This is a genomic window from Streptomyces sp. NPDC031479, from assembly GCF_055581065.1.
Map to the genome: position 1 here is coordinate 74,170 of NZ_JBVIKC010000020.1, position 16,470 is coordinate 90,639.

Annotated in this window: 18 protein-coding genes; 9 read left to right on the plus strand and 9 right to left on the minus strand. The window is 72.2% G+C overall.

From position 1 onward, the window contains the following. Positions 1 to 45 precede the first annotated feature (45 nt). Positions 46 to 399, minus strand: coding sequence for a hypothetical protein (locus ACZ5D2_RS22555; RefSeq protein ID WP_371676986.1), 354 nt, complete (start codon positions 397 to 399; stop codon positions 46 to 48). 155 nt (positions 400 to 554) lie between these two features. Here ACZ5D2_RS22555 and ACZ5D2_RS22560 point away from each other — a divergent pair, with 155 nt between their 5' ends. Then, positions 555 to 1,439 carry an RNA-guided endonuclease TnpB family protein gene (locus ACZ5D2_RS22560; RefSeq protein WP_468931418.1) on the plus strand — a complete coding sequence of 295 codons (885 nt, stop codon included), beginning with the start codon at positions 555 to 557 and terminating at the stop codon, positions 1,437 to 1,439. 71 nt (positions 1,440 to 1,510) lie between these two features. Next, positions 1,511 to 2,146: a uridine kinase family protein gene (locus tag ACZ5D2_RS22565; protein ID WP_371676984.1), complete on the plus strand. Its 636-nt coding sequence runs from the start codon at positions 1,511 to 1,513 to the stop codon at positions 2,144 to 2,146. A 179-nt stretch (positions 2,147 to 2,325) separates the two neighbouring features. On the opposite strand, the gene ACZ5D2_RS22570 is transcribed toward ACZ5D2_RS22565, so the two are convergent. Further along, a complete protein-coding gene (locus ACZ5D2_RS22570) occupies positions 2,326 to 3,021 on the minus strand; it encodes a SigE family RNA polymerase sigma factor (RefSeq protein WP_266841343.1) in 696 nt (231 codons plus the stop codon). Positions 3,022 to 3,193: 172 nt separating this feature from the next. Between ACZ5D2_RS22570 and afsQ1 the strand changes: the two genes are divergently transcribed. Genes afsQ1 through ACZ5D2_RS22585 form a run of 3 tightly spaced genes read left to right on the plus strand, consistent with a single transcriptional unit; the run spans position 3,194 to position 5,992 of the window. Then, on the plus strand, positions 3,194 to 3,871 hold the full coding sequence (gene afsQ1 / locus ACZ5D2_RS22575) for a two-component system response regulator AfsQ1 (RefSeq protein WP_180291024.1): 678 nt from the start codon (positions 3,194 to 3,196) through the stop codon (positions 3,869 to 3,871). After that, positions 3,868 to 5,355: a sensor histidine kinase gene (locus ACZ5D2_RS22580; protein WP_371676983.1), complete on the plus strand. Its 1,488-nt coding sequence runs from the start codon at positions 3,868 to 3,870 to the stop codon at positions 5,353 to 5,355. Before afsQ1 ends, ACZ5D2_RS22580 begins: the two co-directional genes overlap by 4 nt. Next, a complete protein-coding gene (locus tag ACZ5D2_RS22585; RefSeq protein WP_468931423.1) occupies positions 5,339 to 5,992 on the plus strand; it encodes a hypothetical protein in 654 nt (217 codons plus the stop codon). The genes ACZ5D2_RS22580 and ACZ5D2_RS22585 overlap by 17 nt, the downstream gene beginning before the upstream one ends. A 193-nt stretch (positions 5,993 to 6,185) precedes the next feature. On the opposite strand, the gene ACZ5D2_RS22590 is transcribed toward ACZ5D2_RS22585, so the two are convergent. Next, entirely contained in the window at positions 6,186 to 6,326 is a 141-nt protein-coding gene (locus ACZ5D2_RS22590; protein ID WP_371676981.1) for a hypothetical protein, read from the minus strand. Next, positions 6,323 to 6,529: a hypothetical protein gene (locus ACZ5D2_RS22595; protein ID WP_468931426.1), complete on the minus strand. Its 207-nt coding sequence runs from the start codon at positions 6,527 to 6,529 to the stop codon at positions 6,323 to 6,325. The genes ACZ5D2_RS22590 and ACZ5D2_RS22595 overlap by 4 nt, the downstream gene beginning before the upstream one ends. 74 nt (positions 6,530 to 6,603) lie before the next feature. Between ACZ5D2_RS22595 and ACZ5D2_RS22600 the strand changes: the two genes are divergently transcribed. Beyond that, positions 6,604 to 7,260 carry a TetR/AcrR family transcriptional regulator gene (locus ACZ5D2_RS22600; RefSeq protein ID WP_371676979.1) on the plus strand — a complete coding sequence of 219 codons (657 nt, stop codon included), beginning with the start codon at positions 6,604 to 6,606 and terminating at the stop codon, positions 7,258 to 7,260. A gap of 27 nt (positions 7,261 to 7,287) precedes the next feature. Here ACZ5D2_RS22600 and ACZ5D2_RS22605 read toward each other — a convergent pair whose 3' ends face one another. From ACZ5D2_RS22605 to ACZ5D2_RS22615, 3 genes are all read right to left on the minus strand, one after another. Then, the gene (locus ACZ5D2_RS22605) at positions 7,288 to 8,940 is read right to left on the minus strand and encodes a phospho-sugar mutase (protein ID WP_468931431.1); all 1,653 of its coding nucleotides are present in this window, start codon (positions 8,938 to 8,940) and stop codon (positions 7,288 to 7,290) included. Between the two features lie 31 nt (positions 8,941 to 8,971). Next, on the minus strand, positions 8,972 to 9,778 hold the full coding sequence (locus ACZ5D2_RS22610) for a purine-nucleoside phosphorylase (protein ID WP_371676977.1): 807 nt from the start codon (positions 9,776 to 9,778) through the stop codon (positions 8,972 to 8,974). Positions 9,779 to 9,918: 140 nt separating this feature from the next. Further along, complete coding sequence (locus ACZ5D2_RS22615; protein ID WP_030231145.1) at positions 9,919 to 10,356, minus strand: gamma-glutamylcyclotransferase family protein; 438 nt, start codon at positions 10,354 to 10,356, stop codon at positions 9,919 to 9,921. A 184-nt stretch (positions 10,357 to 10,540) separates the two neighbouring features. Here ACZ5D2_RS22615 and ACZ5D2_RS22620 point away from each other — a divergent pair, with 184 nt between their 5' ends. Beyond that, a complete protein-coding gene (locus ACZ5D2_RS22620) occupies positions 10,541 to 11,980 on the plus strand; it encodes an NAD(P)H-quinone dehydrogenase (RefSeq protein ID WP_371676976.1) in 1,440 nt (479 codons plus the stop codon). A gap of 223 nt (positions 11,981 to 12,203) precedes the next feature. Next, a complete protein-coding gene (locus tag ACZ5D2_RS22625) occupies positions 12,204 to 13,142 on the plus strand; it encodes a DeoR/GlpR family DNA-binding transcription regulator (protein WP_371681175.1) in 939 nt (312 codons plus the stop codon). Between the two features lie 147 nt (positions 13,143 to 13,289). On the opposite strand, the gene ACZ5D2_RS22630 is transcribed toward ACZ5D2_RS22625, so the two are convergent. Next, a complete protein-coding gene (locus tag ACZ5D2_RS22630) occupies positions 13,290 to 15,053 on the minus strand; it encodes an acetyl/propionyl/methylcrotonyl-CoA carboxylase subunit alpha (RefSeq protein ID WP_371676975.1) in 1,764 nt (587 codons plus the stop codon). Between the two features lie 377 nt (positions 15,054 to 15,430). Between ACZ5D2_RS22630 and ACZ5D2_RS22635 the strand changes: the two genes are divergently transcribed. Next, entirely contained in the window at positions 15,431 to 15,868 is a 438-nt protein-coding gene (locus ACZ5D2_RS22635) for a hypothetical protein (protein WP_371676974.1), read from the plus strand. Here ACZ5D2_RS22635 and ACZ5D2_RS22640 read toward each other — a convergent pair. Beyond that, a complete protein-coding gene (locus ACZ5D2_RS22640; RefSeq protein WP_371676973.1) occupies positions 15,849 to 16,466 on the minus strand; it encodes a nucleoside triphosphate pyrophosphatase in 618 nt (205 codons plus the stop codon). The two genes, ACZ5D2_RS22635 and ACZ5D2_RS22640, sit on opposite strands and share 20 nt — an antisense overlap. Positions 16,467 to 16,470: the final 4 nt, after the last annotated feature.

Consider the following 16,470-nt stretch of genomic DNA (forward strand, 5'->3'; position numbering starts at 1 on the left):
CCGGCAGTCATCCCCCGTCTGCCGGGGCCTTCGTGCGCCCCGCCCCTACCCCTTCGGCAGGACCGGCCCCAGCAGCGAGGAGACGGCGGTCTCCGGGATCTCCTTCACCGACGGGCCCTGCGTCAGGATCCCGGTGACCATCCCCGTGCCGACCGAGGGGAAATCGGCCACCTTCGTGGCCACGCCGTTGTCCAGGGGGTCCACGCCGGTGTGCGCCAGCGGGTTCACCTTCAGGTTCCCGATCGGATTGGCGACCCCCGCCACGGCCGCGGGGACGTCGAGTTCCCCGGCCTGTGCGGCGCCTGCCGCCATCGCCAGGGCCGCGCCGGCCATGGAGAGGGTCAGGCCGGCGGCGCGGAGCCGCTTCGGCGAAGGGTCGGAGGCTGCGTGACGTGCCATGGGTTCCCGCCTGTGGTCGTAGTCGCGTGCGCACGCAGCGTAGTTGAGGTGTGGCGCCGGGTACCAACCGGCCACCGGGAGCCGGTCACTCGTTCGTGGCGATCCACGCGCATTCCGCGTAGGCGGAGGGACCCCGGCGACAGGTTCGCGACGTGATGGCACGGACGGATGTGGAGGTGCCCCGGTTCGCCCGGTTCGTCTTCCGGCTGCGCGTGTCGGCCACCGCTTCGTCGGCCCTCCTGGCGGAGTGGGACCGGTGCCGGTGGGTGTGGATCCGGTGCGTGGCCGAGTCCCGTGCCGCGCACAAGAGCCGGGAGGAACTCGACCCGGCCCGGCTGGACAAAATGCTGACGGGCTGGCGCGGCCGGCACCACTGGTACGCCTCGTTCGTCGCGCCGGCGCACGTCGAACCCCTTCCCGCCACGGGCAGGGCGGTCGGTGTCGACTGGGGCGTCACGGAGACCGCGACCACCACGAGTGACGACCACGACCTTTCCCACCCCGAGCACGGGCGGAAGGCCTCCGGGAGACTGGCCCGCTACCAGCGGATGATGGCCCGCAGGATGCCCCGGCGCGGCCAGGCTGCCTCGAAGGGTTACCGCAAGGCCGCACAGCATGCGCGGAAGGTGTACAAGAAGGTCACCCGCCGGCGGCAGGACACCGCTCGAAAGTGGGCCAAGCGGCTCGTTACGGCGTTCGACCAGATCGCGGTGGAGGACTTCCGGCCGAAGTTCCTCGGAAAGTCGGCCATGGCACGCAAGGCGGCCGACGCGGCGATCTCCACCACCAAGCACGAGCTGATCCACATGGCGCACAAACACGGCCGGGTCCTCCACCTCGTGCATCCGGCACACACCTCCATGGACTGCGGACGGTGCGGAGCGAGAGCCAAGCACGTACTCCCGTCGTCAGAACGTACGTACACGTGCGCCGTGTGCGGAGCCGTCTCGCCCCGGGACGAGAACTCCGTGCGCGTGATGCTCGTCCGGGCTGGTCTCATCCCGGCTGGTGCTGATCGCGGAAGACCTGGCGGCCCGTAGGGCCGCCGGGCTGCGTGAGCCAGGGATCCCCCTTTTGTCTTTACGAGGGGGAGGAGTCAAACTGGTGTCCCGTGAGCTGTTCATCTCCCCTTCCCACGCGCGTCGTCCTGCTGACCGGTCCCTCGGGATCCGGCAAGTCCTCGCTCGCGGCCCGCTCGGGCCTGCCCGTACTGCGCCTGGACGACTTCTACAAGGAGGGGACGGACCCGACCCTCCCGCTGGTCGAGGGCAGCTCCGACATCGACTGGGACTCCCCGCTCTCCTGGGACGCGGACGCCGCCGTCGCCGCCATCGAGGAGCTCTGCGCGACGGGTCGTACGGAGGTCCCCGAGTACTCCATCGCCACCTCCTCGCGCACCGGCGCGGAGGCCCTGGACATCGGCCGGACCCCGCTGTTCATCGCGGAGGGGATCTTCGCCGCCGACATCGTGGCGCGCTGCCAGGAGCTCGGGCTGCTCGCGGACGCGATCTGCCTGCGCGGGAGGCCCTCGACGACCTTCAGGCGGCGGCTCGCCCGCGACCTCCGGGAGGGGCGCAAGTCCATCCCGTTCCTGCTGCGCAGGGGCTGGCGGCTGATGCGGGCCGAGCGGGGGATCGTGGCGCGGCACGTCGCGCTCGGTGCCCACGCCTGCGCCCGTGACGAGGCCCTCGGCCGCCTCGCCGCCGCCGCGGCCGGCCGCCACCGCACGGCGAACACCCCGGCCTGATACGGCGGACACCCCGGCCTGATACGGCGGACCCTGGACCGCGTGGAGAAAAGAAGACGCGGAGAAATGAAAAGGCGGGACCGCACGGCCCCCCGGCCGTTTGATCCCGCCTCTTCTCCCCCCGCGGCCCCCGCCCCACCCCCGCAGGGCGGACCCCCCGACCGCTTGGTCTTTGGCCGTTACGCGACGAGCTCCCCGAAGGACTCCGCCTCGTCACGCCCGAAGCTCAGCGCCTCGTCGTCCCGCAGTCGCCGCAGCGACCGCCAGATGCTCGACTTCACGGTGCCGACGCTGATGCCCAGGATCTCCGCGATCTCCGGGTCGGTGCGGCCCTCGTAGTAGCGCAGCACCAGCATCGTGCGCTGCGGCTCCGGGATCCGGGCCAGCGCCTGCCACAGCACCGCGCGCAGTTCCGTGCCGCGCATCGCGTCCGTGTCGGAGGCCGTCTCCGGCAGCTCCTCGGTCGGGTACTCGTTCAGCTTGCGCCGACGCCAGGCACTGATGTGCAGGTTGGTCATCGTGCGCCGCAGGTAACCGCCGACGGCCGCCTTGTCGCTGATCCGGTCCCAGGCGCGGTACGTGGAGAACAGCGCGCTCTGCAGCAGGTCCTCGGCCTCGTGGCGGTCGCCGGTGAGGTGGAAGGCCGTCGCGTAGAGCGCGGCCCGCCGCTCCTGGACGTACGCCGTGAACTCCGCCTCCGAGGTGGAGGACGGGGTGCGCGGTGCGGGAACCGCCTGGTACTGGTTCGCGTCAATGGCTGTGATGTGTGCCGGCCGCGGACGGGCGACCGTCACGTTACGGACACCCGCCCGGCGGTTCACATCGTGCAGCCGCGTGACAACCGCGCTGGTCGTGGTGCTGTGCAGCGTGTTCATCTCGCGCCCCCCGTCGTGGAGTCTGCTTCGGTCCGTGCTTGATGACAGAAGCCTGCCCGCCCGACATAACCGGGGTGTCCTTCGACTGTCACAGGCCTGTCACAGCCACCCGCGGCCGGATCCGGCACGTACGACGGTCGAGTCCCGACGGCCGATGGGACAGAATGAGCGCGTGCCTTTCCTGCTGCTGATCGAGGACGACGACGCCATCCGCACGGCCCTCGAACTTTCCCTGTCACGCCAGGGCCACCGTGTGGCCACCGCGGCGACGGGAGAGGACGGCCTGAAACTGCTGCGCGAGCAGCGGCCGGACCTGATCGTGCTGGATGTGATGCTGCCCGGGATCGACGGCTTCGAGGTGTGCCGGCGGATCCGCCGCACCGACCAGCTGCCGATCATCCTGCTCACGGCCCGCAGCGACGACATCGATGTCGTCGTGGGCCTGGAGTCGGGTGCCGACGACTACGTGGTCAAGCCCGTCCAGGGCCGGGTGCTCGACGCCCGGATCCGGGCCGTGCTGCGCCGCGGTGAGCGCGAGGCGAGCGACTCCGCCGTGTTCGGCTCCCTGGTCATCGACCGGGCCGCGATGACGGTGACGAAGAACGGCGAGGACCTCCAGCTGACCCCGACCGAGCTGCGACTGCTGCTGGAGCTCAGCCGCCGGCCCGGCCAGGCGCTCTCGCGCCAGCAGTTGCTGCGCCTGGTCTGGGAACACGACTACCTGGGCGACTCGCGTCTCGTCGACGCCTGCGTGCAGCGGCTGCGCGCGAAGGTCGAGGAAGTGCCGTCCTCGCCCACGCTGATCCGTACCGTCCGGGGTGTCGGCTACCGGCTGGACTCCCCGCAGTGATCAGAGCCCTGTTCGCGGGCCGGCGCTGGACCAGCCTGCGGCTGCGGCTGCTGGTGGTGTTCGCACTGGTCGCGCTGACGGCCGCGGTCTCCGCGTCCGGGATCGCGTACTGGCTCAACCGCGAGGCGGTGCTCACCCGTACCCAGGACGCGGCCCTCGGGGACTTCCGCCAGGAGATGCAGAACCGGGCCGCGGCCCTGCCCGCCGACCCGACCGCGGAGGAGATGCAGCGCACCGCCGAGCTGATGGCGGGCAGCAGTCCCGGTTACAGCGTGCTGCTCGTGCACGAACGCAAGGACGGCCGCAAGGTCTTCGGCGCTGCCGGGGCGGACTCCTTCGGGCTGGACGACGTACCGAAGTCGCTCCAGCACGCGGTGAACGACCGGCAGAAGACGACGGCCGCCAACGACGCCGAGTACCACATGTACTGGCAGCGCACGAAGCCGAACGGGAACCCGTACCTGGTCGGGGGCACCCGGATCGTGGGCGGCGGGCCGACGGGCTACATGTACAAGTCGCTCGCCACGGAAAGGGCCGATCTCAACGCCCTGGGCTGGTCGTTGACCATCGCGACGGGTCTGGCGCTGCTCGGCTCGGCGCTGCTCGCGCAGGCGGCGGCGCGGACCGTGCTCAAGCCCGTGCAGCGGCTCGGGGACGCGGCGCGCCGCCTCGGCGAGGGTGAGCTGGACCACCGGCTGGAAGTGTCGGGCACCGACGAACTCGCCGACCTGGCGCACACGTTCAACAAGACGGCGGAGGCGCTGGAGAAGAAGGTCGCCGACATGAGCGCGCGCGAGGAGGCGAGCCGGCGGTTCGTGGCGGACATGTCGCACGAGATGCGCACGCCGCTGACGGCGCTGACCGCGGTGGCCGAGGTGCTGGAGGAGGAGGTCGAGGACCTCGACCCGATGATCGCGCCGGCGGTGGGGCTGGTCGTGAGCGAGACGCGGCGGCTGAACGACCTGGTGGAGAACCTCATGGAGGTCACCCGCTTCGACGCGGGTACGGCGCGCCTGGTGCTGGACGACGTGAACGTCGCCGACCAGGTGACGGCCTGCATCGACGCCCGTGCCTGGCTGGACGCGGTCGAACTCGACGCCGGGCGCGGGATCGTGGCGCGGCTCGATCCGCGTCGGCTCGACGTGATCCTGGCCAACCTGATCGGCAACGCCCTCAAGCACGGCGGCTCGCCGGTGCGGGTGTCGGTGGCCGTGGAGGGGGAGCAGCTGGTGATCGCGGTCAGGGACAACGGTCCCGGCATCCCCGAGGAGGTGCTCCCGCACGTCTTCGACCGCTTCTACAAGGCGAGCGCGTCCCGGCCGAAGTCGGACGGCAGCGGGCTGGGCCTGTCGATCGCGATGGAGAACGCGCACATCCACGGCGGTGACATCACGGCCGGGAACGGTGCGGACGGCGGGGCCGTCTTCACCCTGCGGCTGCCGATGGACGTGGGGAAGGTGATCCCGGATGACGTGGACGCGTAGGAAGCCGGTGGCGCTGCGCGCGCTGGGCGGGCTGGCTGCGCTGCTCGTGCTGTCCGGCTGCGGGATCCGGGCGACCACGGTGCCGGTGGACGTGGGCGCGGCGCCGTCCCGGGTGTCCTGCGACACCCCGGCGCAGCCGGCCGGCGAGAGCGGGGTGCAGGGCTTCCGGGCCACGGTGGAGCTGGTGTGCGGTTCGCAGCTGGTGGGCGTGGAACGGGTTGTTCCGGCGCCCGAGAAGCGGTCCGGGCGCGACCCCGTGGTGCTGGTCGCGCAGGCACTGCTGGAGGCGCTGGAGAAGCAGCCATCCGGGGAGGAACGGGACGCGGGCTTCACCACCGGGGTCCCGGACGGCCTGTCGGCCGCCCCGGCGCGGCAGGGCGACCCGGCGGGGACGCTGCGGCTCAGCCGCAAGCCGGAGGACCTGCCGCCGGTGGCGCTGTCCCAGGTGGTGTGCACGCTGGCGGCGAGCGACGCGGTGTCGGCGGGGCCCGGCCCGGTGGTCCTGGGCGGGCCGGACGCGGACCCGCCGCGCGCGTGGGAGTGCACGGAAGCGGTCCGGTCGAGGCCGGAGTCGGTGCCGACGCTGGGGGAGCTGGTCCGGCCCTCGGCTTCGCCTTCGGGGTCGGCTGGGGGCTGAGGTTCGGGGGCTGGGGCTTCCCAGCCTGCGTGAAACGGCGACCTGAGCGTCCTGCGGCGCAACCGGACGCGTCAGATCGCTACGCGCTTCTCATGGTTTGGCGTCCTGCGGCCGTCCGGGGCCGGTATCCGTAGGGAAGGACGGCCGGAGAGGTCTGGGGAGGGCCCCGAGGAATCGCCGTTCCCCGGGGCCGTCAGTTCTCGGGGCAGCGGCTCTTTCCCGCGCGGCGCCAGAGCAGGGCCATGCCCGTGGCCAGGACGGTCAGGGCCACGAGGGCGATGGCGGCCTTGAGCGCGCGGTCCAGCAGGAGGTGCTGGATCAGGTCGGCGTTCATGACCGGCCCGCCCCGCGGCGGGCGCGGGAGGCGGCCACGTGCAGGCCGGCCCGGAGCAGGGGTTCCACGGAGCCGCGGACCTGGTCGAGCCTGCCCCGGCGCTTGAGGCGCAGGGCGACCGCGAAGACCACCAGGGCCGCGACGACGAGGGCGGCGGCGATCAGGGCGAACCTGACCAGCAGGAACGTGAGGACCGTTTCCACGGGATGACCTCCGGGATTTATTTGTCACGGCTGTGATAAATACCTTTGTAGCACACGCGTGATAAAAAGAGGGCATGCCGAAGCAGGTAGACCCCGAACTCCGCCGCCGCGAGGTCGTCGACGCCCTCTTCCGGGTCGTCGTCCGGGACGGGCTCCAGCGCGCCTCGCTGCGTGCCGTCGCCGACGAGGCCGGGCTCAACATCGGCTCCGTGCGGCACTATTTCGCCGGGCAGCGGGAGCTGATGGACTTCGCGATGCGCTCGATGCTCGACCGGCTCGGGAGCCGGATCCTGGAGCGGGTGGAGGAGATCGGCGGGCTGGAGAACCACCCCCGGCCCCGGCGGCTGCGCCTGGCCGCCGATCTGCTGGGCGAGCTGCTCCCGCTCGACGAGCGGCGCCGGGCCGAGGTCACCGTCTTCCTCGACTTCACGGCCGCCGCGCGCACCAATCCGGAGTTCGCGGACCTCGCGCGGGAGACCGCCGTCGGCGCGCGGGCCCTCGTACGGCGGGTCCTGGACCGGCTGGAGGCGGCCGGGGAGCTGCGTCCCGGGCTTGAGCCCGTGCTGGAGACCGAGCGGCTCGCCGCGCTGCTGGACGGGCTGTGCCTGAGCGCGGTGCTGCACCCCGGTCTGCTCGGGCCGGAGCGGTGCCGTGCCGTACTGGACGCGCACCTGGCCGGGCTGGCGCGGTCTGCCGCCGGGAACGCCGACGGCCCCCTCAGCCGGGGCTGAGGGGGCCGGGTGGGGCGGGAGGGGCTCTTAGAGGCCCATCGCCGCCGAGAGGTCCTTCTTGACCGCGTCCAGGATCTCCTGGCCGGTCACGCGGGCGCCCGACAGGTCCGAGGCCTCGGCCACCGGGACCACGACCTCCAGGTAGCACTTGAGCTTGGGCTCGGTGCCCGACGGGCGGCAGATCACCCGGGCCTTGTAGGCGCCGTCCAGGTAGTAGCGCAGGCCGTCCGTGGGCGGGAGCCGGTCCGTGCCCCGGTTCAGGTCCTCCGCCGAGACCACGCGCAGGCCCGCCAGGGAGACCGGCGGTTCGGCGCGCAGCGCGGCCATGGCGTTCGCGATGACCGACAGGTCCTCCACGCGCACCGACAGCTGGTCGGTGTGGTGCAGGCCGTGTTCCATCGCCAGGTCGTCCAGCAGGTCGGTCAGGGTGCGGCCCTGCTCCTTGAGGACCGAGGCCAGCTCCGCCACCAGCAGGGCGGCGGTGACGCCGTCCTTGTCGCGGACGCCCTCGGGGTCCACGCAGTAGCCGAGCGCCTCCTCGTAGCCGTAGCGCAGACCCTCGACGCGGGCGATCCACTTGAAGCCCGTCAGGGTCTCCTCGTAGCCGACGCCGGCCGCCTCCGCGATCCGGCCCAGGAGGGAGGACGAGACGATCGATTCCGCGAAGACGCCGCGGGCGCCCTTGTGGACCAGGTGGGCCGCCAGCAGCGCGCCGACCTCGTCGCCGCGCAGCATCCGCCAGCCGCCGTTGTCCGGGACGGCCACCGCGCAGCGGTCCGCGTCCGGGTCGTTGGCGATGACGATGTCGGGCTGTACTTCGGCGGCCTTCGCGAAGGACAGGTCCATCGCGCCCGGCTCCTCCGGGTTGGGGAAGGCGACCGTCGGGAAGGCCGGGTCCGGCTCCGCCTGCTCGGCGACGAGCACCGGCGTCGGGAAGCCGTGGCGCGCGAAGGCGGCCAGGACCACGTCCTTGCCGACGCCGTGCATGGCCGTGTAGACGGTCCGCACGCCGCGCGGGGACCCGGGGGTCAGCACGGCGTCCGTACGCTCCAGGTACGCCTCCAGGACCTCGTCGCCGAGGTCCTGCCAGCCGGAGCCGGGGCGGGGGACGGAGTCCAGCGTGGTGACCTCGGCGATCTCCGCCGCGATCTCCGTGTCCGCCGGGGAGACGATCTGCGAGCCGTCGCCGAGGTAGACCTTGTAGCCGTTGTCCCGGGGCGGGTTGTGGCTCGCGGTCACCTCGACGCCGGCGACGGCGCCCAGGTGCCTTATGGCGTACGCGAGGACCGGCGTGGGGAGCGGCCGGGGCAGGACGGCCGCGCGCAGTCCGGCGCCGGTCATCACGGCGGCGGTGTCGCGGGCGAAGTCCGCCGACTTGTAGCGCGCGTCGTAACCGACGACGACCAGACCGCCGGCGTGGCCCTGGGCCTTCAGGTAGGCCGCCAGGCCCGCCGCCGCCCGGATGACCACGGCGCGGTTCATCCGCATCGGGCCCGCGCCGAGCTCGCCGCGCAGACCGGCGGTGCCGAACTGCAGCGTGCCGGAGAAACGGTCCGCGAGCTCCGCGGTGTCACCGGCCTCGACGAGGGCGGCGAGCTCCGCCGCCGTCTCCGGGTCCGGGTCCTCGGCCAGCCAGGCCTGGGCCCGGGTGATCAGGTCGTCCTGTGCCTGTTCCTGCACTGCTTCCGCCTTACCTCTCGTACGTCGTCGATCAGATGCGGGCGAGGACCTGCGTCAGCAGCGTGCCCATGCGGGCGGCCGAGTCGCGGCCGGCCTGGAGGACCTCTTCGTGGTTCAGCGGCTCGCCGGACAGGCCGGCCGCCAGGTTGGTGACCAGGGAGATGCCCAGGACCTCGGCGCCGGCCTCACGGGCGGCGATGGCCTCCAGCACGGTGGACATGCCGACCAGGTCGGCGCCCATCACGCGGATCATGTTGATCTCGGCCGGGGTCTCGTAGTGCGGGCCGGGGAACTGGACGTAGACGCCCTCCTCCAGGCTCGCGTCGATCTCCTTGCACATCGCGCGCAGGCGCGGCGAGTACAGGTCGGTGAGGTCCACGAAGTTCGCGCCGACGATCGGCGAGGTGGCCGTCAGGTTGAGGTGGTCGCTGATCAGGACGGGCTGGCCGGGCTTCATGCCCTCGCGCAGACCGCCGCAGCCGTTGGTCAGGACGACGGTCTTGCAGCCGGCGGCGACGGCGGTGCGGACGCCGTGCGCGACGGCGGCGACGCCGCGGCCCTCGTAGTAGTGGGTCCGGCCGAGGAAGAGCAGCGCGCGCTTCTCGCCGATCTTGTACGAGCGGATCTTGCCGCCGTGGCCCTCGACGGCCGGGGGCGGGAAGCCGGGCAGCTCGGTGACCGGGAACTCGGCCTCGGGCGCGCCCAGCGCCTCGGCGGCGGGGGCCCAGCCGGAGCCCATGACGAGGGCGACATCGTGGGAATCGACGCCGGTCAGCTCGCGCAGGCGGGTGGCGGCGGCGTCGGCGTCGGCGAAGGGGTCGGTAACAGATGCGTTCACGCTGACGAGCGTAGCCGCTTATCGCCTACGCGCGTAGATGGCGCAGCTCACGGTGTTCGGATCGTTGCCTTGTCGTTTCCGCCGAAACGTCCCCCGTGGTCCCGGTCCGGCCTTGAGGGCCGGTCGGGGAGCCGTGGAGGTCAGCAGGGGCGCTTGCGGAGTTCCATCACGTAGTCGTGCGGGGCTCCGGCCGATTCGGCGGCGTCGGCGATCTCGCCCAGGTACCGCGCCGAGGGCAGGCCGCCCTCGTAGCCGTTGAGCACGTACACCCAGGCGGCCTCCTCGCCGTCCAGGGTGTGGACCCGGATCCGCATGCGCCGGTAGATGTCCAGACCGACGCCCTCCCAGCGGTCCATGGAGTCCTCGTCCAGCGGGGCGATGTCGTAGAGGGCGACGAAGACCTGGTGGCGGGGGGCTTCGACGATCGTGGCGAGGGCGCCCTCCCACCCCATCTGCTCGCCGCCGAAGGTCAGCCGCCAGTCGTTGATCCAGCCCGTGCCGCGCAGCGGCGAATGCGGAGCGCGGCGCGTCATCAGCCGCGGGTCGAGGTTGCCGGCGTACGCGGCGTAGAGCGACATGAGGTCGAGGGTACGGGAGGGGCGGCCCGGCCCGCGTGCCCGGATGGCGCACCGGGGTCGGGACCGGGGGCGAAGCACCTTGATGAGTGCGGGACAATGGAGCACGGAATGCATCCCCCGGGGAGACCCCCCGGACCGCCGGCCGGGGCGGCAGCCGGCCGGGTAGACGTGAGGCGGACTTTTCGTGACCCGGATCGTGATCATCGGCGGCGGACCCGGCGGGTATGAGGCGGCCCTGGTGGGGGCCCAGCTCGGCGCGGAGGTGACCGTCGTCGACTGCGACGGTCTGGGCGGGGCGTCGGTGCTCACCGACTGCGTGCCCTCGAAGACTCTCATCGCGACCGCCGAGGTCATGACGACCTTCGACTCGTCGTACGAGGAACTGGGCATCGTCGTCGCGGACGACACCCCGCCCATGGAGCAGGCCGCGCGCGTCGTCGGCGTGGACCTCGGCAAGGTGAACCGGCGCGTCAAGCGCCTCGCGCTCGCCCAGTCCCACGACATCACCGCGTCCGTGACCCGGGCCGGCGCCCGCGTGCTGCGCGGCCGCGGCAAGCTCGGCGGCCCGCAGGGCATCGACGGGACCCGGGACGTCATCGTCACCGCGGCCGACGGCACGGAGACGATCCTGACCGCCGACGCGGTGCTGATCGCCACCGGCGGCACCCCCCGCGAGATCCCGGACGCGATGCCCGACGGGGAGCGGATCCTGAACTGGACCCAGGTCTACGACCTGGAGGAGCTCCCCGAGGAGCTCATCGTGGTCGGCTCGGGCGTGACCGGCGCCGAGTTCGCCGGCGCGTACCAGGCCCTCGGCTCCCGGGTGACCCTGGTGTCCTCGCGCGACCGCGTGCTGCCGGGCGAGGACCCCGACGCGGCGGCCGTGCTGGAGGACGTCTTCCGGCGTCGCGGCATGAACGTGGTCGGCCGCTCGCGCGCCGAGTCCGTCAAGCGGGTCGGGGACCGGGTCGAGGTCACCCTGTCCGACGGGCGGGTCATCACCGGCTCGCACTGCCTGATGGCCGTCGGCGCCATCCCGAACACCCAGAACATGAACCTGGAGGAGTCCGGGGTCCGGCTCAAGGACTCGGGCCACATCTGGACCGACAAGGTCTCGCGCACCTCCTCGCCGGGCGTGTACGCGGCCGGTGACGTGACCGGGGTCTTCGCGCTGGCCTCCGTGGCCGCCATGCAGGGCCGCATCGCGATGTACCACTTCCTCGGCGACGCGGTGACCCCGCTGAACCTGAAGACGGTCTCCTCGAACGTCTTCACCGACCCGGAGATCGCCACCGTCGGCTACACCCAGGCCGACGTGGACGCGGGCAAGATCGACGCCCGGGTGGTGAAGCTGCCGCTGCTGCGCAACCCGCGCGCGAAGATGCAGGGCATCCGGGACGGCTTCGTGAAGATGTTCTGCCGTCCGGGCACCGGCATCGTGGTCGGCGGCGTGGTCGTCTCGCCGCGCGCGAGCGAGCTCATCCACCCGATCTCGATCGCGGTCGACAACAACCTGACGGTCGAGCAGATCGCAAACGCGTTCACCGTGTACCCCTCCCTGTCCGGTTCGATCGCGGAAGTGGCACGCCAGTTGCACACCCGCAAGGCGGCGGGCGAGGCGTAGGCTCCGGGCAACCGCCCCTGCCCGTAAGGGGTTTGGGGCGGTCGTCGAGGTCGGGGGCGGATCGGCCCCGGTGCCGCGCCCGGCAGTCGGTCCGCGTATACCACCAGTCGACCCGCCGTATGGACAACTTCGGTATTCCGGCGCAAAGAGCTGAAAGCAGTCGGTCGCTGGGGTTACTGTCAGTTTCGTGTTCGCTGCAGAACGTCGCCAATTGATCCTCGAAATGGTGCGGGCCAACGGAGCGGTATCGCTCCGGGAGCTCGCCCGCGTCGTCCAGACCTCCGAAGTGACCGTACGGCGGGACGTGCGGGCACTGGAGGCAGAAGGACTCCTCGACCGCCGGCACGGCGGTGCGGTCTTGCCGGGCGGTTTCACGCGGGAGTCCGGCTTTCCGCAAAAGTCCCACCTCGCGACGGCGGAGAAGACCGCCATCGCCGATGTCGCGGCCGGCCTGGTCGAAGAGGGCGAGGCCGTGGTCGTCGGCGCGGGGACGACCACCCAGGAGCTGGCCCGCCGGCTCGCCCGGGTGCCCGGTCTCACCGTCGTCACCAACTCGCTGCTCGTCGCCCAGGCGCTGGCCCACGCCAACCGGGTCGAGGTGGTGATGACCGGCGGCACCCTGCGCGGGTCCAACTACGCCCTCGTCGGCAGCGGGGCCGAACAGTCCCTCCAGGGGCTGCGGGTGTCCCGGGCCTTCCTGTCCGGGAGCGGGCTGACCGCCGAACGGGGGCTGTCCACCTCCAACATGCTCTCCGCGAGCGTGGACCGGGCGCTGGTGCAGGCCGCGGCCGAGGTGGTGGTGCTCGCCGACCACACGAAGCTCGGCACCGACACCATGTTCCAGACCGTGCCCACGGACATCATGACGCGGCTGGTGACGGACGAGCCGCCGCCCCACGACGACCGGGCCGCCACCGAGCTCCAGGCGCTGGCCGACCAGGGCGTGCAGATCACCGTGGCGGGCTCCTCGGCGGCCTCCGGCGGGGGTCACGGCGGAGCCCCGGGCGGGGACGGCATGCAGGGGCGCAGGCCCCGCCGGGAGTCCCCCCTGCCGGTCCAACGGCGCGGCGGCCCCACCGACCGGCTGCGCAGCGCTCCCGCCTCGATGCTGGAGCAGCAGGCCGGCGAACGGGCGCGCGTCGCGGACATGCGGCGCCGCTGACCCCGGACCGTTGCCGGACGGTGTCCGCCGGGCGGCTCCCGCCAGGGTGGCCCGCCGTGCACCGCCCGGACGGTCCGGACGACGACGAGGCCCCGCCCGGTCAGCCGGGCGGGGCCTCGTCCTCGTTGCGCGGTGCGGTCCCGGACGTCAGTCCTTGATCTCGCAGATGGTGGCGCCGGAGGTGAGGGAGGCGCCGACCTCGGCGTTCAGGCCCACGATGGTGCCCGAGCGGTGCGCGTTGAGGGGCTGCTCCATCTTCATGGCCTCCAGGACGACGACGAGGTCGCCCTCGTTGACCTGCTGTCCCTCCTCGACGGCCACCTTGACGATGGTGCCCTGCATCGGGGAGGCGAGGGTGTCGCCCGAGGCGGCCGGGCCGGACTTCTTGGCGGCGCGGCGCTTGGGCTTCGCCCCGCCCGCGGCGGCGGTGCGGGCCAGGGTCATGCCCAGCGAGGACGGGAGGGAGACCTCCAGGCGCTTGCCGCCGACCTCGACGACCACGGTCTCGCGGCCCGGCTCGTCCTCGGTGTCCTCGGCCGCCGGTACGACGAAGGCCGGGATCTCGTTGACGAACTCGGTCTCGATCCAGCGGGTGAAGACCGTGAAGGGGCTGCCGTCGGTGGGCGCGAAGGCGGGGTCGGCGACGACCGCGCGGTGGAAGGGGATGGCGGTGGCCATGCCCTCGACCTCGAACTCGGCCAGGGCGCGGGCGGCCCGCTGGAGGGCCTGCTCACGGGTGGCACCGGTGACGATCAGCTTGGCCAGCAGGGAGTCCCAGGCGGGGCCGATGACCGAGCCCGACTCGACGCCGGTGTCCAGGCGCACGCCGGGACCGGTGGGCGCGGCGAACTTGGTGACGGTGCCCGGCGCGGGCAGGAAGCCGCGGCCCGGGTCCTCGCCGTTGATGCGGAACTCGAAGGAGTGGCCGCGCAGGACGGGGTCGCCGTAGCCGAGCTCCTCGCCGTCGGCGATGCGGAACATCTCGCGGACCAGGTCGATGCCGGCGACCTCTTCGGTGACCGGGTGCTCCACCTGGAGGCGGGTGTTGACCTCCAGGAAGGAGATCAGGCCGTCGGCGGAGACGAGGAACTCGACCGTGCCGGCGCCGACGTAGCCGGCTTCCTTGAGGATCGCCTTGGAGGCGGCGTACAGCTCGGCGTTCTGGGCCTCGCTCAGGAACGGCGCGGGGGCCTCCTCGACGAGCTTCTGGTGACGCCGCTGGAGGGAGCAGTCGCGGGTGGAGACGACGACCACGTTGCCGTGACTGTCGGCCAGGCACTGGGTCTCCACGTGGCGCGGCTTGTCGAGGTAGCGCTCGACGAAGCACTCGCCGCGGCCGAAGGCGGCGACGGCCTCGCGGACGGCGGAGTCGTAGAGCTCCGGTACCTCTTCGAGGGTGCGGGCGACCTTCAGGCCGCGGCCGCCACCGCCGAAGGCGGCCTTGATCGCGATCGGCAGGCCGTGTTCCCGCGCGAAGGCGACGACCTCGTCGGACCCGGACACCGGGTCGGGGGTGCCCGCGACCAGCGGGGCGCCGGCGCGCTGGGCGATGTGCCGGGCGGCGACCTTGTCGCCGAGGTCGCGGATGGCCTGCGGCGGCGGGCCGATCCAGGTCAGGCCCGCGTCGATGACGGCCTGGGCGAAGTCCGCGTTCTCGGACAGGAAGCCGTATCCGGGATGGATGGCGTCCGCTCCGGAGTCGGCGGCGGCCTGCAGGACCTTCGCGATGTCGAGGTAGCTGGTGGCCGGGGTGTCACCGCCCAACGCGAAAGCTTCGTCTGCCGCGCGGACGTGCAGGGCGTCCCGGTCCGGATCGGCGTAGACGGCTACGCTCGCGATCCCGGCATCCCGGCAGGCCCGAGCAACGCGGACAGCGATTTCGCCACGGTTGGCGATGAGCACCTTGCGCACGATGGCTCCCTCCTTGAAACAAGCTGAGTTTAGGGACAGCCGACACGGCCTTTCGACCCTTCCCCGGTGGTGAGCTTGCCCACACAGAGCGTGATGCGAGCGTCCCTCTGGCGCGAAAGCCCTTGTGTCGCCCCAGGTCAGGGAGATCCCCGACTGCACAGTAACCCCGTTGCACAGTGCAGGTCTCTGTTCGGCGGGTCAGCGGCCCCCGCTGATTCTTTGTCGAGTCCCTACGAACGGCCTATGCATTCTTTGAGTGAGAGCCGTCACGGAGGGCTCCCGTAACGAAGCCGCCCCGACCTCTTGTCCGGAGGTTTACTCGTTAGTAGCCTCCAGTGCGTCGAACACACTTGTGGTGTGCGGGGGATGGGGGCGTCGTGCTGCGCAGACTCGTGGCCGGGCTGGGCGCGCTCGCGCTCGTCGCGGAAGCCGCGGTTCTGGTGCTCGTCCACCTCGTGCTCGGGCGGACCACCGCGAACCAGTCGATGTCCATCGCCGGCAGCGATCCGGACCTCATGAGCAAGGCGACCTACGGGCTGGGGGCGGCCATCGGCGCCTTCTTCCTGCTGGGCGCCGTCCTGCTCGCCCTGACGGCGCTGCGGGACCGCCCGCCCGGCCGCTTCGCCCGCGTCGTGCTGATCGCCGCCGCCCTGGCCCACGTACTGCTCGGCGCCATCGCCGCGGCGCTCGTCGGCTGGGGAGCCTTCACGGCGGCGATGGTGATCCTCTGTCTGCTCGTCCTGACCCTGACGCTCTACGCCGGGGACCGGGACGAGCCGGGACGCGTCGAGGGGCTCAGGCCCACAAGTCCGTGATGGACACGTCCAGTTCGCCCAGCAGGGAGCGCAGCAGGGGCATCGACAGGCCGATGACGTTGCCGTGGTCCCCGTCGATGCCGTCGATGAACGGAGCCGACAGCCCGTCCAGGGTGAACGCCCCGGCCACGTGCAGCGGCTCGCCGCTCGCCACGTAGGCCGCCACCTCCGCGTCCGACGGCTCGCCGAAGCGGACCGTCGTCGAAGCGGTGGCCGAGACCTGACGCCCGGTCGTCGTGTCGATCACGCAGTGCCCCGTGCGCAGCACCCCGGCGCGTCCGCGCATCGCCTTCCAGCGGGCCGTGGCCTCCGCCGCGTCGGCCGGCTTGCCCAGGGCCTCGCCGTCCAGCTCCAGCACGGAGTCGCAGCCGATCACCAGCGCGCCCGCGGCCTCCGCCAGGCCCGCCACCACACCCGCCTTGGCCTCGGCCAGGGCCAGCGCCAGACCGGCCGGCTCGTCGTGGCTGAGGGTGTCCTCGTCGAACCCGCTGACGATCACGTGCGGGGCCAGCCCGGCCTGCCGCAGCAGGTTCAGCCGGGCGGGGGAGGCGGAGGCGAGGACGAGCGTGCGCTGTGGCTCTACGGTCATGGGGGCCATCGTA